Consider the following 21,092-nt stretch of genomic DNA (forward strand, 5'->3'; position numbering starts at 1 on the left):
CTGTATGATCGGTGACGGCGTGGACGACTTCATAGCCGCACTGGAGAACGAGACCAGGAGGCAGATAATAAAGCGCCTCCTGGAAACAGAGTCATACGCGCTCGAGATCAGCAGGATCGTTGGTGTGTCACAGCAGGCAATAATGAAGCATTTCGACATCCTGGAGAGGGCCAACCTGGTGATACCCGTGGGCGTAGTCCCAAGCCCCTCGGGTGCCCCCAGGAAGGTCTACAGGCCCACCGGGTTTTCAACCCTCGTCATCGATTACTCCAGGAGCTTCTTCGATATGAAGCGCTATCCACTGGAAAACGGAGAGGAGGTGGAGGGGGGAAGCATAGACGAACTCCTGGAGAGGCTCAGGGACGTGAACAGCAGGCTTGACAGCCTCATGAAGGAGAGGGAGAAGCTGATATCCCTCAAGGACTCGATAATCAGGAGGGCAAAAAGGCTGATAGAGGAGGATTTCCCAGATCCCTTCACCCGTGAAGTCCTGACCACATACATCTCCAGCATGGACGCCGAAACTGCTGCACAGGAGCTGGGGTTGCCCGTGGAGATCGTGAGGAGCATGGTGGGCCAGTATCTTGGCAAGCACTCAGACTGACTGGCAGAAGGCTGAAAGCATCTCCTCTTCGCTGAAGTCCAGGCTGGCTAATATGGCTATGCTCACCGGGCTCCTGAACCCGATCTCCGTTTGCAGGAGGTCGCTGATCTTCCCACAGACAACCTTCTCCCACGGCTGGCCGAGGCCGGATAGGACGCATGCCATGGTCCCTTCGTTAGGGTTATCGTAGTTTCTTCTCTGTGCCATGGCCAGGAGTGTCCTGAGCGCTGTGTGAGGGTCCAGGTTCTCCCTGTTGCGGTCCAGGTCCAGCAGAAGGAGTGTGTGGAGGCCATTCTCAAGGTTCCTCCTGACCTTGTCCGCAACACTCAGGGGAAAGAACCTCTCGTCGGTGAAGGGCATTGAGACCGGCGGGCCCACCTTGTAAGAAAGCAGGCCGAGCCTCCCGTGCCAGGTGTTCAGGATCGATGCGTTTTCTAGAACCTCTACATCCACGCCCGCCCTTACCGCGCTCATCCTGACCTGGTTGTGTGTGGTCGCTGACAGTGCGTCTCCTGGGACTAGGAGGCACACAAGCCTGTTTCTGCTCATCTCTATGAGCCATCCGTGCTCCTCAAGTTCTGTCCTTCCGCAGAGCCTCACCTCCTTGCCCGTGAGCTCCCTGATCCTTTCAACAGTCCCAGGGGGTATGAAGGAGGTGTATGTATCAAGGAGCACTTCGTCTGCTCTCCTAAGCCTCTCCACTTCCAGGAGGGTCAGTGAATCGGCCCCCCTGAGGCCCATGCCCATTATGCAGAGCGTCAATCTGTGCTCAGTTCCTCCTCTATCCTTATGAGTTCGTTCAGCTTTGCCAGCCTCTCGCCTCCGATCGTGCCCGACTTGATGAACCTGGAGCTGAACGCCACCCCCAGGTGTGCTATGAAGTCGTCTGTGGTCTCGCCGCTCCTGTGTGATATGGTGTTGAGCATTCCAGCCCTTGTTGCCAGCTTCACGGATTCCACTGTATCGGAGAGAGTGCCGATCTGGTTCACCTTTATCAGCACGCCGTTGGTGGCCTTCTTCTCTATGCCTTCCGCAATCCTCCTCGGGTTTGTGGTGTAGAGGTCATCACCCACGACAAGGGCAGAGCCGCCGACCTTTTTTGTTATTTCAGCAAAGCCCTCAAAGTCCCTCTCGTCCATTGGGTCCTCTATGTAGTAGAAGCCGTATTCCCTTGCGAGCGAAACAGCGAAGTCTATCTGCTCGTCCCTGCTCAGCTTCCTGTCCCTGTAAACGTAGTGCTTCCCATCAAAGAACTCGCTGGCGGCCAGGTCTGTCCCTGTCAGGATCCTGACGCCGCGCTCCTTCGAGACCTCATCCACGCTCTCCCTCAGTATTTCCATGGCCTTCTCGTCGGTGATGCTTGCAGTCCAGGCCTTTTCGTCCCCGAGACCAACACTGCACCCCGGCAGCTCCTGGCTCAGCTTCTCCCCTACCCTCCTGTGCACCATCGCGTTCGTGATCATGGATTCGAGGGTGCTCCCACCCTGGGCAGAGACCAGGAACTCCTGTATGGTAGTGCCGTTCCTGGTGTGCTTGCCACCACCTATGACGTTTCCAAGCGGGCTGGGCGGCCTCCCGTATGCCGTCCCCCCTACGTACCTGTAGAGCGGGATACCGAGGTACGAGGAAGCCAGCTTTGCCGCACATATTGATAGGGCAGTGGAGACGTTTCCGCCCATGTTGCTGAAGTTCTCAGTCCCATCTATCTCGTGGAGGAGGGAATCGAAGCCCCTCTGGTCCAGGGCATTGAAGCCGAGTATGTAGTTCTTCACCCTCCTGTTGAAGAAATCGAACGCTTCATCTATGCCTGACTTTGAGAAAGCCACAACCTCGGTCTCACCGGTGCTTGCGCCCGAGGGGGCCGATGCGGTTGCCCTTACCTTCCCGGAAACAAGCTCTGCCTCCACCGTGAGGTTTCCCCTGGAATCAAGTATCTTCCTCAACCTGGCCTGCTCGATGGGTAGCGATGGCATGGCGGAATATCTCCTCACACTGTTTAACTTTACCGTAAAGGCATGAGTGCGTGGCACAGCACCATATACCTGCATGCCTCTGGCAGCCCAGACATCTCCCATTGCATACAGTGACACCAGGGTGCCGAAACACCACTCTGAATATTCCTTACCTTGCCCCGCCATCCAGTATAGAGGCGATCCTGTCCATGTCACTACTGGTAACCTGGAACTCACCCTGCCTGTGAGAAACCCACTTGGATGCCACGTAGTTCCCCAGGAGGACCGAGGACTGGAGGCTTGCCCCCCTCTGCAGGCCCAGGTGGAATCCGGCACGGAAGGCGTCACCCGCGCCCACGGTGTCGAAGGGCCTTTCCACCGGAAATGCCCCAATATGTTCCCTCCGCCCGTCAGAGAGTATGGTCGCACCCCTATCGCCCTCGGTCACTATCACTGAGGTGACCTCCCTTGAGATCTCATCCTCGCTCATGCCAGATATACGCACCATGTGTGCGAGCTCGGCCCTGTTCACGAGCACGAAGGTCGAAAGCCCCAGGAATTCCCTGACGGTGTCCCTGTCGTAGCCGTACGATATCTCCTGCGAAGGGTCGAATATTATGGCCTTGCCACTCCAATTCCTCGCTATCTTCAGGTACTCCGCTGGGGGACCGGTTGTGAAGTGCAGGTATGCCTCCCCACCTTCACTGTACCTGGGTGCCCAGTTTGCCATTCCGCCCTGGTATATGTAGGCCACCTGCTTCTTACCGTCAGACGCTATGGTGCAGACGGGCCACTCACCGTCTGAGGCATCGACCCTTAGCTCCACACAGTCCCCCACCTTCTCCTTAAGCCTCCCCAGGACGCTGGACGAGCATGAAGAATATACTGTGGCCCTCAGGCCTATCCTCGAAGCTGCTATGGCAAAATTCCCTGCGGTGCCACCAACGGTCTCCCTAACACTGACCACCGGGACTGAACCCTCGTCAGGGATGAAGCCAACGCTCAGGACCCTGTCCAGGTTCACATGGCCGAAGTAAGCCACACTCATACCTGGAGATTCATCTCTGCCCTACATATCTTTGCAAATGCTTCCCTGTCCCTCTCCCTTGCGTCCTCCGGTATCTCAGCAATGGGCCTCAGGCACGGAAACTCCCTCAGGGCCTCTTCCCTCGAGGCATCGGTGAACACAACAGCCCTATCACCTGGTGGCCTAGCGGCTTCAAGGGCCACCCTTGCCTGCCTCTCGCCGGTCAGGAGTGCACAGAACAGTGCGTGCCTGTTCTTAATACGCGTGTTCTGGAACCTCGGGAGCAGGGAGAAAGCCACTTCGAGGTGGAACCTCGAGACGACGATGCCGGGATTCAGAAAAATTGTGAAGTGATTCAGTGAACCGGATCTCTGGACGAGATCCTCAAACCTGCACCCGGAGATGTCTGCCAGGAACGAATCAGGCAACGTTACCTCCAGCCCTGGCCTTCTTGTTGGGCATGACCGCCTTCGTCCCCTCGGCCACGGGCCCGCCCATCTTTGACAGGAGCTCTGTTTTCGCAGGGCAGTCGACAAGGGCGTTCTCCAGGACCTCCCTGATGGTCGTTACTGGCACGATCTCTATCCTGTCTTTGTGCGCGTGGTCAAGTACTATATCTCCAAAGTTGGAAGCAGGCACGATGACCTTCTTGAGGCCAGCGTCTATGGCAGCCTCCACCTTGGCTGTCACGCCACCCACAGGGAGCACCTGGCCCCTCACGCTGAGAGAACCTGTCATTGCAACGCTCTGGTCCACCGGAATGTTCTCCATGGCAGATATGACTGCAGTTGCGATGGAGACGCTTGCGGAGTCACCCTCAACACCCTCATAGGTGCCCACGAACTGTATGTGCACGTCCATATTGGTTATGTCCTTGCTGCTGCCGCTTATCTTCTTGAACACAGCAGAAACGTTCTGCACGGCCTCCTTTGCAATCTCTCCCAGTTTGCCTGTGGCTATGACCTCACCCCTGCCCTTCTGAATAGCCGGCGTGACCTCTGCCACTATGGGCATGACTATGCCTGAGAAGTCGGAGAGGCCATTGTTGGCACCAACAACGGCCAGACCGTTAACCGTGCCGACTGCCGATCCCTCGGTGAGGAATGTCTTGTACTGCTTCTTGACCTCTATGGACTTGTCAGCAACCTGCTGCTCCAGGGGCTTGCTGAGGCGCTTTGCCCTTATGACATGGTCTGCTGTCACGATGTCCGCCTTTTCGCTCACCGCTATGTCGCCTGCCACCCTGACAAGGCCGCCGAGCTCCCTGAGCCTCAGTGTGAGCTTGCCTTTCCTGCCTGAACGCCTCTGTGCCTCCTTAATGACTTCCACAATGGCGCCGGTGTCGAAGTGCGGTATCTTCTTGTCCTTAACCACCTCCTGGGCAATGAACTGCACCAGCTTCCTCCTGTTCTCGTCTGTATCGTCCATGACGGAGTTCATGTAAACTTCGTATCCGTAGCCCCTGATCCTTGACCTCAGTGCTGGGTGCATACCCTGTATGGCATCAAGGTTGCCTGCAGCCACCAGGATGAAATCGCATGGCACAGGCTCAGTCTGCACCATGGCTCCAGCACTCCTCTCGCTCTGGCCAGATATGGGGAACTTCTTCTCCTGCATTGCAGTGAGGAGCGCCTGCTGGCTCTCTGGCCTCAGCAGGTTTATCTCGTCTATGAACAGCACGCCCTTGTGGGCCTTGTGGATGTTGCCAGCCTCAACCCTCTCGTGTGCCGGCGTTTCCAGGCCACCGGACTGGAACGGGTCGTGCCTGACGTCACCCAGCAGCGCACCGGAGTGCGCTCCTGTCGAATCTACAAACGGGGGCTTGTCGTTGGGGGTGTGCGATACCAGGAGCTTCGGTATCATTGCCCTCTCTGTCCTCATGGCGGGGTTGAAGGCCAGAGCCATCCAGAGTATCGCGGCCGCTATGATGGCGAAGAATAGTATTGTCCAGTTGCTTATCACTATGGATATGATCAGGCCCAGGAACACCACAGAGAAGATGAGGAACAGAACTCCCCTGGACCTGTCCTTCTTTTCCCTCTCCGCCTTTATCTGGTACTGCCTAACAACCTCCTTGCCCTTGCCTGCAGGGAGTGTCTTTATTTTTGGCCTGTTGGAATCCTCAGGGTTTGGAAATACGAGTATATCTTCAAGCTCCTCCTTGGGGAGGAAATCAACCATTGACTGCGCAAGCATTGATTTCCCTGTACCAGGCTCACCTATGAGCAGGACGTGCCTCTTCTGTATGGCAGCCTTCTTGACGACCTCACCTGCCTCGTCCTGCCCGATTACCTGGTCGAAAAGGATCTTCGGAACCTGAACATCCTTCGTGGACTTGATGTTCAGCTTCTTGATCCATTCCTCAACGCTTTCTAGTTCTTCGTCCACAGTACACCATTAAAAATTAGTAATTAAGCCTTTGTATCAAAAATTCTCCCTTTTTTCTAGCCTATTTCGACTGCGAATACCTTCCTGTTGTTGAACATGGTCTTGAGCGCCTTTATGTCCTCTATGAGGTCCGGGTTCACTTTGAAGTACCTGAAGCCGTTCTTGGACTGTTCAACCACCACAAGGCCAAGGCCCACAAGGGACTCCTCTCCGGTGTACCTGACTCCCAGTCCCTCTAGGCACCCCTTGACGTTCGAAGGATCGGACCTCACTGCCCTGGATATCTCTGATAGGTATGACCTGTAAGGGTATATGGAGAGGAGGTAGAATAGGACTTTTCTCCTGAGTTCACTGCGGTTCAGTGAACGTATTACGTTTCCATCGGCTACAAGTTCCATAAAGTTCAAACCGGGAGGTTATATATAAATCTTCCCATGGCACCTATTACATGTGGTGTTTCTTGCACACCCACTAGCTGTATCACATACATAGTACCTCTTTATCCTCACTATACATCAGGTCAGCATGGGATTCAGCATAGGTCATCAGCTCAGGCTGACCCTCTTTGGTGAGTCTCACGGCCCAGCCATAGGGTTCGTGCTGGATGGCCTTCCAGCAGGCCTTAAGATCAGCAAAGAAGAGACTGCTGCCTGGATGGAGAGGAGGAGGCCGGCGCAGTCCATATTCACAACCCAGAGGAGGGAGAGGGACGATGTGATTTTCCTCTCTGGCCTGAGGGAGGATCATACAAACGGTGGTGCGGTATCCGGCGTGATATACAACCAGGACGTGATCAGTAAGCACTACGATGAGATCAGGGACAACCCGAGACCAGGCCACGGCGATCTCACCATGTTCCTGAAGTACGGGGAGTGGAGGCCATACGAGGGGGGCGGCTTCCTCTCTGGACGGATGACAGCACCCATCGTTGCTGCCGGGTCAATATGCCTCCAGGTGCTAAACAGAGCCGGCATAGAGATAGTGTCGTGGATAGAGCAGATAGGAGAGGTACGCTGCGATCACGGGCCTCCCCAGGGACAGGACGGCGCTTATGCCTTTGATACGAGGATGCCGGACGGGGAGTGCGATGCCAGGGCCTCACTCCTCCTGAGGGACACGCTATCTGAGGGTGACAGCCTGGGTGCAAGGATAGCCACGGAGGTCAGGGGCGTGCCCGCTGGAGTGGGCGATCCAATATTCGATTCTGTGGAGGGCGAGATCGCAAGGTTCATGTTCTCAATACCTGGCCTGAAGGGCATCGAGTTTGGCCGGGGCTTCGGGTTTGCGGGCTCCAAAGGCAGCGAGGTGGTGGACGAGATCTTCCTGGAGGATGGAATCTTCCGGACGAGATCGAACAACAATGGGGGCATACTGGGTGGCATAACCAACGGCATGCCCATCAGGTTCGATGTTGTGATGAAGCCCACATCCTCCATAAGGAAGCCCCTCAGGACGGTGAACCTCAAGACCGGTGAGGAGAAGACACTCAGGGTCGTGGGCAGGCACGACCCGTGCATAGGGATAAGGGCTGTACCGGTTGTCCAGACGGCAACGGCAATAGTGCTCCTAGACATCCTCCTCCGGGACCTAGGGCCAGGGTTCCTCAGGGCCTTAGAAGAAGGGCACGAGGAACCTGAAGATTAGGAGTGAGGCTAACACGCTGCTGGGCACGGTGATCATTATGTTTACCTTTGCCCTCTGGAGTGAGTAGAAAACTATGGACTTCAGGCTGTTGAAGGTGTTTTCGTCGCCCATCCTCACCTTCACTTCGGAAGATCCGGCCACGAACCTGCACTTCTCCAGGTTGGACGATGCCGTCCTTATGGCCTCCAGTATGCTCTCCACCACATCCTCAACCCTGTCCCTCATGCCCAGGGGGTTCATGTCAAGAGTGCTCGCGTTCACTATGTGGTTGTCGGTGGTGTAGACCTCTACGCTGTCAAGGCCAGAGCACCTTGCCCTCACGGCCTCTATTGCCTCCTTCACTATGTTGTTGGAATCTGTCAGGACGTAAGCGTTGCTCCGCCCACCTGTCCTTATGACCAGGGCCTGGATGCCCATCTTTCCCATGGCGCTGAACTTGGGGGAAACCCTGCAGTACCCCACCTCGGCTTCATACTTAGGCTGCAGCCTCTTGATCTCCCTCTCCAGGGGCTTCAGGACGCTGCTGCAATCCTCCAGTTCACGGGCCCCCTGTGAATAGTTGTTCTGCGCGTCAATCACAGCACTATCAGATAGTCCGGCCTTCTTCAGGTGCGACATGATCTTGAGGCCCTCTTTCAGGGATACGTCATCGAACGGCTCCCTCTCTGGTACCAGGGCCACCATCCCGAAGTCCCCGAACCTTTGCATCGCAACAGTGTACTTCCCGGCGCTGATCTTCTTGAACCTGGAAACGTTCCTGATCTCCACAGAGTTCTGGAGTGCCTCGCGCACGCCCATGGCTATGCTGTCTATGTCCTCCTCTCCTGCACAGTTGTTGCTGTTCGTGGTGGTGGTGTGAAAGACCATCAGGTCGGTGCCTATGTCAGGCAGCTTTTCCTGCAACCTCCTCGGGAGGTCGCTAGAACCGAGTATGCCGAACGGCCCAGGGTGCACGTAAGGGAACACAAGGGTGACCTTTGGCTCCCCGCTCTCCCTGAGGACCTGGAGCACCTTCACGGGCACCTTTCTCCAGCTCCTGTAGAGACGCTCCATGAACCTCTGGCCCACGGTCTGGTCCTTGTCTGGCCTGTAGTTCAGGAAGAAGTTGATTATCTTTATGGGGCTCTCGTTGTACTTCTGCTTGAAAGCCCTCACCGAGGCCCTTGCAAAGAGCACCCCACCGACGACGTAAATTATGGAGGAGAGCAGGAAGGGGATGACAGTTATCAGGTCACGGTAAACCAGGACCATGGTGAATATGGCGGCATATGTGTAGTTCAGGCTAGGTATTATTGCCCTCAGTGTTCTCTCTGAATAGTAGGTGTAGAACATCAGCGATCTCAGGAGGGCCACAGACGAGATGGAGAGCATGAAAGCGTACTCGGGGATCCTTATGAAGCCCGTCCCGTAGACGGCCCAGAAGAATATGTTCCATATGATGAGCGACAGGAAGTTCAGGGCAAATACCCTCCTGGCGGGGAACTCGAACTTCGTGATCCTGGCGAAGGCTATGTCTCCAAGGTTCACTATGACGTAGGAAAGGAGTATGACATCAACAGTGAAGACAAGGTTGCCCAGTGCATGGTAGTCAAGGGCCATTATTGCAGCCGCCGGTGCTGGATAGTAATACCACTGTGGCGATCTCCTTATGTATTTGGAAAGCTCCTCGAAGTTGCGGTGGTGCGCCTGCCTGTCCCTCAATGCAAGACGCATGCTGGGAGTTCTAAAATACTTTTCTACGGGGCGGGGCAGGAGGCCCTTCACTGCGTCAGTATAGGAAGCTCATTTCGTCTTTTGACGAATAGAGGAATATATTGAGAGGAGGCTCTCTATGTGGGCTTCGCTGGAAAAGTTACTCTCAACGAATTGCCTTGCTCCTTCCGAGAGCTGCATGTACGAGGATGGGTTCTCCAGCAGCGCCCTGATCCTTCCAGCGGTCTCAGGCGGTTCAGTATGCAGGATCGTGCAGTCCCCTGACCCCGTGAAATCAAGGAGTGGGAAGCCCGGTGTCACCACGGCTGGCAGGCCGGTCGCCATGGCCTCCAGCACGGATATGCCGAACGTGTCAGATGTGGACGGATAGACGAAGAAGTAGCTCTCTCGGAGTATCCTCTGCTTTTCCTCCTCGCTCACGTAGCCCAGGAACTCTATCTCTGCCTCTTTGTATTCAGGCACACTCTCTTTCAGCCTCTCCTCCTCAGGCCCCGTGCCCGCTATCATGAGCCTCGTGCCCCCCACACTCCTTCCCAGCTCCCGGGCTATTTCCACCGCCCTCCATACGCCCTTGTCTACAGTCAGCCTCCCGATATAAGCCAGAAAGGGCCTAACGCTTTCCCTCCTGCACCATGTGAATCTTGAAAGGTCTGTGAACAGCGGAAGGACACGGACGTTGCCGGCACCATTGGAACGCAGCAGTTCGGCCGCCTTCGGGCTCGGTGCCAGGACAGCATCGCACCTCCTGTAGAGGTACATGTTGTAGCGCCATGAGATCCTGAAGAGCGTCTCCTTCATGGGCAGGCTCACGGCATCCATCATCTTAGAGAAGTCCGTGTGGAACGTTGCTACAATGGGCCTCCTTAGCTCCCTTGCCAGCCTGTACCCGAGCGTCCCCATGTAGAAAGGGTCGTGGATGTGTATCACGTCGGGGTTCACATCCTTCATCTTCTTGTAGAGGATGAACGGGAAGAAGTTCACGGGCCAGCGGTACTGCCTGTACCAGAACATGGGCACCGAGAGTGGCCTCACAACGTTCCTCTCAAGCTGGCCCGTAAGTGTGAAGACGAAGACCTCGTGCCCCCTGGCCTCGAGGCCCCTCTTCACCTCGTGCAGGTAATGGGATACGCCGTCAGGCGTTGGGTAGTATGTTTCCGTGAAGAACGCGATCCTCATCTCATATCTCCGTTACCCTTAACATCCTGAAAAGCCCGTAACCGTAGAGTACCTTCGTGAAGCCATTGAACCCCGGGAGCCCGGCGTACTCCGAATCGATCCTGAGCTGGGGCGTGGAGAGGAGCTTCTGGAGGGTCGAGATCACCAGGACGTTGGGCCAGGTGACCTTCTCCATTACCCTCCTGCTGATCTGCCTGTTCCCCCTGCCGAGAATGAACCCCTGCCCGCCTATGGGTGAGAGTATGGCCACGCTCTCCCTCCTTGATACCTCGTTGAAGATCCGCTCCTCCGTTGCATCCCTGACTACGACCCTCCCACCTAGCACTATGTCCACACCGAACTCATTAGTCTCTTCGCCTAGTGCCCTGACCAGCGACTTGCACGTCCTTCCTGTACCGACAACGTATGCAACGCCATCCCTCATGTTGTCAATTATGTATTCCACTATGTCTGAGGAGTCCGGGCTCCCCATGTCGAACTTCGGGCACGCGACGACGCCACCCGAGCCCGGGACAAGGGCCTTTCCGTAGTTCACGAGCCTCAGGCTCCCCCTGCTCATCGATATTTCATCTGCATCCACCACATCGGCCTCCTCCAAAGATATCTGTGAGCTGCTGCCAAAACTGTCCAGCACAGCTGCCGCAGCTTCCGGGCTCGAGGCGAAGACCCCGCTGTACATCTTCATCCCTGCCGGTACGCCCAACACAGGTATGTTCCTGTCCACCACTCCGGTAACATCCCTTGCTGTCCCGTCCCCGCCAACGAAAACGATGATGTCAGCATCCTCCTCCAGCGCCTTTCTGCAGAATTCCTCGGTGTCCCTTGCACTCGTTGGGCTGCCCGGGGAGTGTATGACCTCGTAATCGCTCAGGCCGCACTCAACTATCTCTTGCTCCCCCATGGGGCCCGAGCACGTGAGGAGGTGGGGCCTCGACCTGAGGCTCCTGAGGAACGTCAATGCTCTGGTGTGGGCGTAATTGCCCACCTGCTCCCTCATTGTATCGGAACCCCTTAACGACCTGTACAGGCCAGAGCCAGCCACAGGGTTCACAAGGAAGCCCACGCGCATGCACCAACATGGAAAACCACTAACTTATTGTTTCCACTGTTCAGTAAGGAGTGATATCCACCGCTGCCAGTGCGCCCACCATGGTGGAGTTGAAGGCCACCACGTACATCATCCCGGGGTCGCTGAGGGCCTTCAGGTGCATGACAATCGAATCGCCAGCGCCGAGCTTCACCTGGCCTGAGAAGAACATGTGCGTCCCGTTCATGTCAATGGTCAGGTTGTCCGGCATGCCCACCTGGTAGTACATGCCGCTTGGGGCAACGATCATCAGGGAGAGGGTGTAGTTCATCCCACCCGCGTTCTCCAGCGTCATGTTCGTGTCTGTCCCGACTGATGCCTCTTCTGAAAGGGGGTTTCTGCCGTTGAACAGTATTTCCGGGGTCAGGTTCACCACAATGACCCTGACGCTGCACGCCACCGAGTAGGAGCCGGAATACACACCGATGGAGTATGAGTATTCGCCGGGGTGCGTTGTTGGCGGGAGGCCCAGGCTCAGCGTATAACTAGCTTCGCCCCCGGGCTCTATCGGGCTCCCACCGCCGTATACGTACATGGGAACACTCGGGCTCACGGAGAACGCGGGCACTATGGGCGCATCCCCAAGGTTGAAGACCGTCACGTTGTAGGAGGCGTTTCCTCCCATGCCGTACGCCATGACGTAGTACTCTTCATTTATGGTCACCCTGAACTGCGTGCTGCCCCCATGGTAGGGCAGTGGTACTATTCCGAGCACTATGAGCACGAGGACTACTACGACAGCTGCATCCCGTAGCCTGGGCAGTGGGGAGACGTTGTTCAGTGACGTCGGGCCCCTGATTCCGAACACTATTGCGAAGACAGCCAGCAGTATCCAGAACGGGTAGTAAAGGCCAAGCACGACCAGCAGGGCCACCGAGATGTAAGAGAGGTAAACGGACTTCCTGCCGAGTACGGCCGAGAATATCAGGCCGCCGTCAAGGTAGCCGAGGGGGAGCGCGTTGAACGCGGTGACAACGATGCCTACCCACCCCGCAAAGCCCAGGATGTTCGGCGCGCTCCCAAGGGGGAGGAAGTGGTCCAGTATCCCGGTATAGAGGAGGGGGAAAAGTAGTTTCCTGAAGGGCGTGTTTATTGCCCTTGAGTAGTCGATCTGCGGGAGGCCCTTCAGTGTGGAAATGGAAATGAAGAAGAGGGCGATGATGAAACCGGAGAGGAGTGATGAAAGGCCGGAATAGAGCATTACCTTCCTTGACGGGTATGGCCTGTTGGGCGCGTTCACGCTGCCAAGGGTGCCCAGGGTTATGGGGTCAGGTATGAAGATGGAGAGCCCGTACTCCATGCCGTTCATCTTAAGTATCATGGCCTTGGGTATTTCCCTGGCCAGGAGGAAGGTCAGGACAGGTATGAAGAAGAAGATGAGGGCATTCTGGAGGTTGCCCGCGAATGTGCTTGCCTCGTAAGTTGCGCTTGAATAGCTGTAACCGGAATATATGACAGTTGCCAGCGTGGCAGCCAGAAGGATGTACCTGTAAGGGAAGGCCCTGCTGTCCCAGGTCTTCCTCACTATGGTGATTTCAGATCCGCCTGCGGTGGTGAATGCCACGTAACCCTGTTTCTCCAGCTCCCGGACGAGGGAAGTAAAGTGCTCCTCGCCATAGAGGTCGAAGTTCGATACCCTGAAGACGAGGAAGTCGCCGTCCCTCTCTGCACCCTCGACCTCGTAGTACTTCGAGACCCTTGACTGTATCTGCCTTACTTCCTCCTCGTCAAACATTTATTTTGCTATTTAGCGTTAAACTTGCTTATTAACTTTTCAGGGTATTCCTGCGAAACTGCTTCTGCGTACCTCTGCCCTTCTCTGAGTACTTTGAGGCCTTCGACCTGGAGAACGCCGGCGCAGCTGAGCGTGGACGAGGTGCAGACCACCCTGTATTCCCTCCCGTCCCTGTAAAGCATTATCACGCCTGGCACCTTCCTGGAGTTCACCACGGTGGGTATCTTCTTCAGGAGCACGGGTATGTTGGGCACCTCTATGACCCTGAAGCCCCCTCCATCCATGCCCTCCAGGTACCTCTCGGCAACAGCACTTGCCAGGCTCTCGACCTCCTTTTCCAGGCCTATCTTCTCCCCCAGCAACCTTGAAACTGCCTCGCTTACGCTGCCCTGTGGCTTCAGCTCCAGCCTTATCCTCTCCATCTCCGCGTGCTCCTTCTGGAAGTGGTCAAGCGCGGCGGGGCCGGCAACGAAAGTGAGCCTCTGGACGCCCTCCTGTATGGTCTCCGTACCTATGATCTTTACCATGCCGATCTGGCCTGTGGAACTCAGGTGCGTGCCCCCGCACCCCTCGGCATCGAGGTCCTCTATCTCAACAACCCTTATTTTGGGCCCCTCTGGTATGCCGCCCTCAAAGAGCCTGAACCCGTACTTGGACAGGGCCCTGTTCCATTCCATGTTCGTTACAATTATCTTCCTGTCCTCAGCGATGACACGCATGCACTCCTTCTCGATCCTCCTGATCTCTTCTTCCGTTATCTTGGAATAGTGTGTAATGTCCAGCCTGCTGCTCTCGACGTTCTTCTGCACGCCGCTCTGCCAGACGTGTTCACCGAGGACCTTTCTCAGTACGCCAAGGAGCAGGTGGGTTGCGGAATGGTGAACGGATAGGTACCAGCGCCTCTCACCGTCGACGTGGCCCATTATCCTTGCCCTTTCCGGTATTGGCTCCTCAAGCACGTGTACTATGGCATCGCCAACCTTCTTCACATGCATGACCCTTATGTTCCTGCCACCGTACGTGAAGTAACCGGTATCGCAGGGCTGCCCACCCCCCTCAGGGTAAAAGGCAGTCTGGTTCGTTATGATCTCGTTTCCCCTGGAGAAGAGGACAAGTGCGTTGAAATCACGGATTGACCCGTCGTCGTAGTAGAGTGGCCTCGTCTTTATGTCAGGGTAATCCTCCCTCCTCTTCTCCACCCTGGGCTTAACTTCGTGCCTCTTCAGCACCATGAGGGTGAAGTTCTCGGGCACGGTGACCTTGACACCGTTTTCCTCCGCTATGGCCTGCACAAGCTCGGGCGGTATACCGTGAGAATCGTATAGAGTGATCAGGTCTTCCTGCCCTATGCCCTTGCCCCTGGATATGAGCCTGCGCACCTCATTTGTGCCAGACCTCACGGTCTCCCTGTACCTCTCAGCCTCCCGCTCCAGCACCACCCTGACGAAGCCCTCCGGGAAATTGGCCACAATGGTGCTGAACTTCATGGCCTGCATCTTCACAATGTCGAAGAGCTGGAGCTTGCACCCGAGCTCCTCCAGGGCCCTCAGGGACCTCCTTATGAGGAGCCTGGCAAGGTAGCCGACCTTCGTGTTTGAAGGTATGACGTAATCGGAAAACATGAAGAACAGCGTCCTTGCGTGGTCTGCCACAATGAAGGCGTCCTTGGTATATTTGTAGAGGTGGAGGTTCTCCTCCGTTGCATCGCTTCCCAGGGCCTCCCTGACAGACGATGTGCCGTACTCATCCCTGCCGGCGAGGTGCTTCACTATCTTCTCCAGGTATTCATCACCCAGCCTCCTCTTGCCAGATGCCTCAAGGATGGCGTCTACAACGTCGCCGTAGAGTGCGTGGTATACGGTCGGAGTCCCCTGGGAGAGCCATGCCAGCCTCTCCAGGCCATAGCCCGTGTCCACTATGTTCATCTCCATGTGCGAATACCTGGTGCCCTCAATCTCTATGTCACCGTTCGGGTCCTCCCTGAGGTCCATGAACACCAGTGTGGCGACCTCGAGCCCCCTGACAAACACCTCGACTGCAGCGCCAGCATTGCCGCCTCCGGACCACGGTTTCTCCTTGTACGTGATTATCTTGCCGTCTATACCGAGCACCTCGGTGAGGAACCTGTGGCAGTATTCCACTGTCTCGCTCCTCCAGTACACGTACCGGCCAGGCCTGTTGAAGGCGTCGTGACACATCATCTCGAAGCTTGTCAGGTGCCTGCCCGTGGCACCCACGCTCTCAACGTCGTTCATCCTCACGCAGGGCTGCGACATGACTATGGGGTTCCCGGGCGGCTCAACCCTGCCTGATGTGACGTGGGGCTGGAAGTCGTATATGGAGGCGTTGACCAGCAGGACGTCATCCCTCCACCTTGGTACTATGGGGTAAGGCTTCAGTACCTTGTGGGTGCTGCTGAAGAAGTTTATGAAGGCGTCCCTCATCTCGTCCACGGTGTACCTGTATTTTGTGGGCGGGTTTCCTATGAACTCGTACTCTGAGCACGGAGGGTCACCGCACCTCTCCCTTCCTGCGTCAAGCGTCCAGAAGTAGGAACCGCAGCTGGTGCACTTCTTCCTCATGAAGCCATTCCTTGTGAAGAACTCAAGTTCAAGTGGCCCCGTTTCCTGGGTCATCCGTTGCATATAGGTAGACACTATTTAACGCTATTTTATCTCCTGAGGTGCATCAGGTAGTTGTTCCTGGCGTTCGGGGACAGGTCTATGACATTCAAGACCTTCCAGCCGGAACCTTCGAACTCAGTTATGGCCCTTTCCAGTACCCTCTGGGGCTTCTCCCTGGAGTTGATGGATGTGGCCTTGAGGATGAATATGGCCTCCCGTACGGAATCGAAGTGGTCAGCGTTCCACATGAATATCTGTACCTGGTTCCTCTGTGATATGTCCTGGTAGATTAAGTCCGGAGCCTCCAGGAAGAACGAGTACCTCTCTGGGAAAGACGCGTCGTCCAGCACGGGGTATATGTTGCTCCTCCTCTCTGCTAGCCTGAGTAGCCTGCTGAACGGCTCCAGCGCCACCTCCACTGCGAATATCCTTGACCTGGGGTAGATGTCTGACAGGTGGCTCACAGTTGTGCCAGTGGATGCCCCAAGGTACAGCATCTCGCCCAGGCCTGCAGGCAGGCCCCTGAAACCCTTCAGTATCGCGGTGGCCAGCTTGCTCCTCCTTGCCACCCACTCCCTCATGAGTCTGGATCCGGACCTCCTGAAGGTCTCGCCGTATACGGGCACGGAATCGCTTGTGACGGTGAAAAGCCTGCTGCCAGACCTGATTATGTTTCCGTTCGTCTGTGAACCCCTCTGGAAAGCTGATTAACCTGTAGGTATTATTCTTAGCGGTACCGATGGAATGCGAGATGTGTGGCAGGAAGGTCGAACGCACCAGGAAGGTCAGGGTGGACGCAGCCATCCTGAACGTGTGCGATGCCTGCGCCAGGTTCGGGACTCCACTGGAAGATAACAGGCCGAGGGCCCAGGTGAAGCAGGAGATCGTGGTCAGGGTGCCACAGAAGCCCCCTGAATCTCTTAAGCCAAGGGAGGTGAGGAAGGCCCAGAGGAAGGTGGATGACGTTGAGCGGTTCACGATCGTTGAGGACTATGCAAGGCTGATACAGCAGGCAAGGAACAGGCTCTCCATGACGCAGGAGGACCTGGCCAAGAAGATACTGGAGAGGAAGAATGTGCTTGCGAGCGTGGAGAGGGGCGACCTGATGCCTGACCTGAAGATGGCCAGGAAGCTGGAAAGGGTGCTGGGCATAAAACTGATCGAGGAGGAGTAACCGTCAAAAAGTCTAAAAAACCTGAGTTTGGCGGAATCTAGACTTGACGCGACGGAAAAACGTTAAATATCATTCTTCGGTTATTAACACCAGGTAAGGGAAGTGAAGATAGAGGTCGGGCAGAGGTTTGATCTCGAGATAGACAGGGAGGACGTGGAGGGAGAGAACCCGGGGCCCATAATAGCGACCTGGTACCACATGGGCACTCCGATATATGTTGAGCTCAGCGTCAACAAGTCTCTCCTGAGGGCCCTGAGGGACTTCTTCAGGAAGTACGGGAGGAAGAGCGCGATAGTTTCCATCGCCAGGGTATCAAGGTACAGGTATGAGGTCACGCCCACCGTTGTGCTTCTGAACAGGCAGGGAAACGACGTGAGGCAGATGAAGTTCTAGGGCCATTCACGTCTTCGCAGTTTCTCCCACTTCCATCTAAATGTATGTTTTCGTCACAATCCTTAAATAATGGCTTTGAGTTAATAATATCGGTCATTCATGGGACGCAAAAAGGACTTCAAGGATGACCTAGAAGAAGATGAGGAGCTGGACCTAGACGAGATGGCTTTTGGAGAAAGCAGGGAAAGGAGGAAGGCTTCAAGGAACGACCCTCGTTCTGTCCCTAGGAAATAGAGTTGCCTCCCTTATGTTGGGCAGGTCAAGGAGGATCATGACGAGCCTCTCGAGGCCGAGGCCCCAGCCTGCGTGTGGAGGCATTCCGTACCTGAAAGCCTTTATGTAAAACTCGAAGTCAGTCGGGTTCAGGCCCTTGGCCCTGAACCTCTGTTCAAGCATTTTTGGGTCGTGCACCCTCTGTGCCCCTGACGTTATCTCCTTTTCCCTGAACTGGAGGTCGAAGGAGTTCGTTATCTCAGGCCTCTCCGGGTCAGGCATAGTGTAGAAGGGGCGGAGGCTTGAGGGCCATTTTGTTATGAAATAGAAGCCGCCCATCCTGTCACCCAGGAGCCTGAGCTGCTCCGGTGACAGGTCTTCTCCGAAGTTCACGTTTATCCCGTCCCTGGAAAGTTCCTCGAGGCACCTCTCGTACGTTATCCTGGGAAACGGTACCCTGGCCTCAGGCATCCTCAGGGACAGCGCCTCCAGTTCACCGCCGAGGTCCTCCTTCACCTGCTTTATTCCCTGTCCTATGGCGTTCTCCAGTATTCCCATCACGTCCTCATGGTCTGCGAAGCTCACCTCGATATCGACGCTCGTGAACTCGTTCAGGTGCCTTGGAGTGTTGTGCTCCTCCGCCCTGAAGGCGGGCCCCACCTCAAACACCCTGTCAAGTCCCGCTGACATTAGGATCTCCTTGTACAGTTGCGGTGACTGGTTCAGGTACGCCTTCTTCTCAAAGTACTGCACCGGAAAGAGTTCTGCCCCGCCCTCTGTGGCGGCTGCAACTATCTTGGGGCTGTGCACCTCAACGAAGCCCTGCTCCTTCAGGAACTTCCTTATGCCCCAGAGCATGGAGCTCTCGACCCTGAATATCATGGCCTTCTCCGGCTTCCGGAGGTCTATGAACCTGTTGTTCAGCCTGGTCTCGAAGTCTGCCTCCACAGGGTCGTCAACTCCCATGGGCAGGGGTGCATCGGACCTGTTAAGAATATTTATGCTGTAAGCGTCTATTTCGGCCCCAAGCCTGCTCTTGGGCTCCTCCACGATAGCGCCGGAGACGCTTATTACGCTTTCCCTGGCAAGGTCGGACACAGCATCCCTTAGTTTCTGATCCTTCACATTGACCTGGAGCCTGCCGGTGCTGTCCCTCAAAACTATGAAGGTGACGTTCTTGAGGTTCCTTATGTCCTGCGCCCAGCCGGCAACAGTTACCTCCCTGCCATTCGCTCTGCCTCTGAGAATGTCCCCGATGTAGGTTCTCTGCATCGGGAGATTATGCCAAGCTCATAATAAAACTGTTCCTGGAAGTCGGTACGGTTTCCGCATATTTTTATGTGCTCAAATAATTTAGTCATGTATGTCTCGCTACATTCTGGGCTTCGATGTGGGCGGTACGAAGATCAGCGCGGTGATCGGAGATGAAGGCGGCAACATAATAGCAAAGGTTTCCAGACCCACGGTGCGACACCTGGGCAAGAAGAGGCTAATACAGCAGATGATAGAGATGGGCCACTCCGTGATGGAGAAGGCCGGTTCAGCTGACGTTTCAAAGATAGGCATTATATTCGCAGGCCTGGTGGACAGTGAGAAGGGGATAGTCAAGGTGTCCCCCAACATCCTGGGCCTCAACAACTTTGCAATAACCAGGCCACTGAGCGACGAGTTCGGCGTGGAGGCGGTGCTTGAGAACGACGCAACTGCCGCCACCATCGCGGAGCGGGTTTACGGCTCCGGAAGAAATGTCGACAACTTCGTCTACCTGACCCTCAGCACAGGGATAGGTGGTGGGGCTTTCGTTAACGGGCGCCTGATGAGGGGGGCACATGGAATGGCAGGTGAGATGGGCCACATGGTGATAATGTCCAACGGCCCGGTCTGCGGGTGCGGGAGGAGGGGCTGCCTGGAGGCAATAGCAGGGGGAAGGGGTATCGCCAGGAGGGTGGCTGAGAATATAAGTGCAGTGAGGGACTCGGAACTCTTCTCGAAGGTAAAGCCAAACGAGATAGATGCGCGGACCGTTTTCGAATACAAGAAGAAGGGGGACATGTTCGCCCAGCTCATCGTCGAGGAGACGATCTACTACCTGGCTGTGGGCATCGTCAACATAGTGAACATCCTGGATCCTGAACTGGTAATAATAGGAGGGGGAATAGCTAACGCGGGCAGAGAGCTCTTCCAGCCACTGAGGGCAGCAGTAAACCAGGAGTTCAAGAGCATGTACAGGCAGGTGAAGATCGTCAGGGGCATGAAGAACGGTCACGACATAGCGCCCATAGCAGTGCCCGTGTACCTTGAGGGTCTGGAGGCAAAGGCCAGCGGATAGACCTGAACTTGTCTAGCCTGGCCATCTCCACTGGGTATCCAAACCTCTTACCCTGTCACGGATCCATAATTTTCAGTGGGGAGGGAAGCCCAGCTGGGCTTCATAGTGTAGGCTTGGCACACCGCGTTGTTGCTTCAGGCTCCAAAAAGCGCCGATGGTATGTATCTATAGCTGTGTGCAGTGTTGGTGTCTAGAAACTGATATAATTGATTGCACAGATACCGAAAAAAAATAGGAGTAACAGTTCTATTTCTTGATGAAAGACAGATGTGGCATCTACATAGGTGTTGCACTGGTGGCATTTGTTCTGCCAGCCTCTTTTAGTTTAACGGCAGTATCCAGCACAGGCACTCACGCAGAGAGGACAGCAGACTCTGCCCCGACCCCAATAATGTATTATTCCATTAATCATCCGGAAAAGTACGGGAATATTTACGTCCAGTACTGGGCTTACCTGGGGCCACACGGTGAACATGTCTACTGGTACGGTATAGTTCACGTTACCGCTGAAAACGGCGCAGTCCTAGACGGAGGTTATCCTTTCTGGAATGAGTATGATGTAATCGGATCACATAGCACTGGAACCATTGACTTCACTTCACCGGATGCTTCTGTGGGCAGCCCCCAGAGCATATATGCCTTTACCCCTGAAAACACGATCAGCAGCGGTTCGGCAGAAACTGTTACCTTTGGTTTTTCAGCATCAGCAGGTTATGCGGGCGTCAGTGCTGGCGGTACAATTCAGTGGCAAGTCAACTATCCTGAATTCGAGGAGGTCGCCACCTCTCTGACGGCGACAGATGGCGCATGGGCATTCTATGACAACCAGGCCTTGAATGGTCCCAACCCAACTGCAGCATCCTTCTCTGCAGGAGTGGCGGTTCCGGTGGTAAAATACAATGCGCAGAGTATAGACAGTTCCTGCTCGATGACAGCCCTGCTTTCGGAGTGGGGCGGCCTGTGGATCACAGCTCATACCTATTCAGTGACCAAATACTTATTTACAGAATACATCAGTTGAAGCGGGGTTGGT

Annotated in this window: 19 protein-coding genes; 6 read left to right on the forward strand and 13 right to left on the reverse strand. The window is 55.5% G+C overall.

Features of this window, described 5'->3' with window-relative positions:
- Positions 1–4 precede the first annotated feature (4 nt).
- Positions 5–604 carry an ArsR/SmtB family transcription factor gene (locus tag IEW66_RS04930; RefSeq protein WP_188680800.1) on the forward strand — a complete coding sequence of 200 codons (600 nt, stop codon included), beginning with the start codon at positions 5–7 and terminating at the stop codon, positions 602–604.
- Here the strand turns inward: IEW66_RS04930 and dph5 are convergent.
- From dph5 to IEW66_RS04960, 6 genes are all read right to left on the reverse strand, one after another.
- A complete protein-coding gene (gene dph5 / locus IEW66_RS04935; RefSeq protein ID WP_188680802.1) occupies positions 596–1,366 on the reverse strand; it encodes a diphthine synthase in 771 nt (256 codons plus the stop codon). The genes IEW66_RS04930 and dph5 overlap by 9 nt on opposite strands.
- Complete coding sequence (gene eno, locus IEW66_RS04940) at positions 1,363–2,577, reverse strand: phosphopyruvate hydratase (protein WP_188680804.1); 1,215 nt, start codon at positions 2,575–2,577, stop codon at positions 1,363–1,365. The genes dph5 and eno overlap by 4 nt, the downstream gene beginning before the upstream one ends.
- A 148-nt stretch (positions 2,578–2,725) precedes the next feature.
- Positions 2,726–3,604: a carbohydrate kinase family protein gene (locus tag IEW66_RS04945; protein ID WP_188680806.1), complete on the reverse strand. Its 879-nt coding sequence runs from the start codon at positions 3,602–3,604 to the stop codon at positions 2,726–2,728.
- On the reverse strand, positions 3,601–4,011 hold the full coding sequence (locus IEW66_RS04950; protein ID WP_075056420.1) for a hypothetical protein: 411 nt from the start codon (positions 4,009–4,011) through the stop codon (positions 3,601–3,603). The genes IEW66_RS04945 and IEW66_RS04950 overlap by 4 nt, the downstream gene beginning before the upstream one ends.
- Complete coding sequence (gene lonB / locus IEW66_RS04955; RefSeq protein ID WP_188680808.1) at positions 4,004–5,971, reverse strand: ATP-dependent protease LonB; 1,968 nt, start codon at positions 5,969–5,971, stop codon at positions 4,004–4,006. The genes IEW66_RS04950 and lonB overlap by 8 nt, the downstream gene beginning before the upstream one ends.
- 56 nt (positions 5,972–6,027) lie before the next feature.
- On the reverse strand, positions 6,028–6,369 hold the full coding sequence (locus IEW66_RS04960; protein ID WP_188680811.1) for a putative transcriptional regulator: 342 nt from the start codon (positions 6,367–6,369) through the stop codon (positions 6,028–6,030).
- 127 nt (positions 6,370–6,496) lie between these two features.
- On the opposite strand from IEW66_RS04960, the gene aroC reads away from it, so the two are divergent.
- On the forward strand, positions 6,497–7,615 hold the full coding sequence (aroC, locus tag IEW66_RS04965; protein ID WP_188680813.1) for a chorismate synthase: 1,119 nt from the start codon (positions 6,497–6,499) through the stop codon (positions 7,613–7,615).
- Here the strand turns inward: aroC and IEW66_RS04970 are convergent.
- The 6 genes from IEW66_RS04970 to IEW66_RS04995 all read right to left on the reverse strand — a co-directional run bounded on the left by IEW66_RS04970 (position 7,583) and on the right by IEW66_RS04995 (position 16,576).
- The gene (locus IEW66_RS04970) at positions 7,583–9,316 is read right to left on the reverse strand and encodes a DUF2070 family protein (protein WP_188680815.1); all 1,734 of its coding nucleotides are present in this window, start codon (positions 9,314–9,316) and stop codon (positions 7,583–7,585) included. The two genes, aroC and IEW66_RS04970, sit on opposite strands and share 33 nt — an antisense overlap.
- 81 nt (positions 9,317–9,397) lie before the next feature.
- A complete protein-coding gene (locus IEW66_RS04975; protein WP_188680817.1) occupies positions 9,398–10,504 on the reverse strand; it encodes a glycosyltransferase in 1,107 nt (368 codons plus the stop codon).
- A 1-nt stretch (position 10,505) separates the two neighbouring features.
- Positions 10,506–11,573: an ATP-NAD kinase family protein gene (locus IEW66_RS04980; protein WP_188680819.1), complete on the reverse strand. Its 1,068-nt coding sequence runs from the start codon at positions 11,571–11,573 to the stop codon at positions 10,506–10,508.
- Positions 11,574–11,613: 40 nt separating this feature from the next.
- Complete coding sequence (locus tag IEW66_RS04985; protein ID WP_188680821.1) at positions 11,614–13,326, reverse strand: site-2 protease family protein; 1,713 nt, start codon at positions 13,324–13,326, stop codon at positions 11,614–11,616.
- 8 nt (positions 13,327–13,334) lie between these two features.
- A complete protein-coding gene (alaS, locus tag IEW66_RS04990) occupies positions 13,335–15,962 on the reverse strand; it encodes an alanine--tRNA ligase (protein WP_188680823.1) in 2,628 nt (875 codons plus the stop codon).
- A gap of 35 nt (positions 15,963–15,997) precedes the next feature.
- Entirely contained in the window at positions 15,998–16,576 is a 579-nt protein-coding gene (locus IEW66_RS04995; RefSeq protein WP_229657494.1) for a fibrillarin-like rRNA/tRNA 2'-O-methyltransferase, read from the reverse strand.
- A 113-nt stretch (positions 16,577–16,689) separates the two neighbouring features.
- Here IEW66_RS04995 and IEW66_RS05000 point away from each other — a divergent pair, with 113 nt between their 5' ends.
- Entirely contained in the window at positions 16,690–17,124 is a 435-nt protein-coding gene (locus tag IEW66_RS05000; protein WP_075056438.1) for a multiprotein bridging factor aMBF1, read from the forward strand.
- Between the two features lie 102 nt (positions 17,125–17,226).
- Entirely contained in the window at positions 17,227–17,517 is a 291-nt protein-coding gene (locus IEW66_RS05005) for a hypothetical protein (protein ID WP_188680825.1), read from the forward strand.
- A gap of 198 nt (positions 17,518–17,715) precedes the next feature.
- On the opposite strand, the gene aspS is transcribed toward IEW66_RS05005, so the two are convergent.
- A complete protein-coding gene (gene aspS, locus IEW66_RS05010) occupies positions 17,716–19,002 on the reverse strand; it encodes an aspartate--tRNA(Asn) ligase (protein WP_188680827.1) in 1,287 nt (428 codons plus the stop codon).
- 91 nt (positions 19,003–19,093) lie between these two features.
- Between aspS and IEW66_RS05015 the strand changes: the two genes are divergently transcribed.
- Together IEW66_RS05015 and IEW66_RS05020 are read left to right on the forward strand one after the other, a co-directional pair.
- Positions 19,094–20,059 (forward strand): ROK family protein, encoded by a 966-nt coding sequence (locus IEW66_RS05015; RefSeq protein ID WP_188680829.1) that lies wholly within the window; start codon positions 19,094–19,096, stop codon positions 20,057–20,059.
- A gap of 253 nt (positions 20,060–20,312) precedes the next feature.
- Positions 20,313–21,080, forward strand: a complete 768-nt coding sequence (locus IEW66_RS05020) for a hypothetical protein (protein ID WP_188680831.1) — start codon at positions 20,313–20,315, stop codon at positions 21,078–21,080.
- The last annotated feature ends 12 nt before the right edge of the window (positions 21,081–21,092 follow it).

This window comes from Thermogymnomonas acidicola (genome assembly GCF_014646795.1).
GTDB lineage: Archaea > Thermoplasmatota > Thermoplasmata > Thermoplasmatales > Thermoplasmataceae > Thermogymnomonas > Thermogymnomonas acidicola.

Coding starts and splice junctions, on each gene's coding strand:
- IEW66_RS05015 (WP_188680829.1), top strand. CDS start 19,094: ATGTCTCGCTACATTCTGGGCTTCGATGTGGGCGGTACGAAGATCAGC.
- alaS (WP_188680823.1), bottom strand. CDS start 15,962: ATGACCCAGGAAACGGGGCCACTTGAACTTGAGTTCTTCACAAGGAAT.
- IEW66_RS04930 (WP_188680800.1), top strand. CDS start 5: ATGATCGGTGACGGCGTGGACGACTTCATAGCCGCACTGGAGAACGAG.
- IEW66_RS04960 (WP_188680811.1), bottom strand. CDS start 6,369: ATGGAACTTGTAGCCGATGGAAACGTAATACGTTCACTGAACCGCAGT.
- IEW66_RS05000 (WP_075056438.1), top strand. CDS start 16,690: ATGGAATGCGAGATGTGTGGCAGGAAGGTCGAACGCACCAGGAAGGTC.
- IEW66_RS04980 (WP_188680819.1), bottom strand. CDS start 11,573: ATGCGCGTGGGCTTCCTTGTGAACCCTGTGGCTGGCTCTGGCCTGTAC.
- aroC (WP_188680813.1), top strand. CDS start 6,497: ATGGGATTCAGCATAGGTCATCAGCTCAGGCTGACCCTCTTTGGTGAG.
- IEW66_RS04945 (WP_188680806.1), bottom strand. CDS start 3,604: ATGAGTGTGGCTTACTTCGGCCATGTGAACCTGGACAGGGTCCTGAGC.
- aspS (WP_188680827.1), bottom strand. CDS start 19,002: ATGCAGAGAACCTACATCGGGGACATTCTCAGAGGCAGAGCGAATGGC.
- IEW66_RS04975 (WP_188680817.1), bottom strand. CDS start 10,504: ATGAGGATCGCGTTCTTCACGGAAACATACTACCCAACGCCTGACGGC.
- IEW66_RS04985 (WP_188680821.1), bottom strand. CDS start 13,326: ATGTTTGACGAGGAGGAAGTAAGGCAGATACAGTCAAGGGTCTCGAAG.
- eno (WP_188680804.1), bottom strand. CDS start 2,577: ATGCCATCGCTACCCATCGAGCAGGCCAGGTTGAGGAAGATACTTGAT.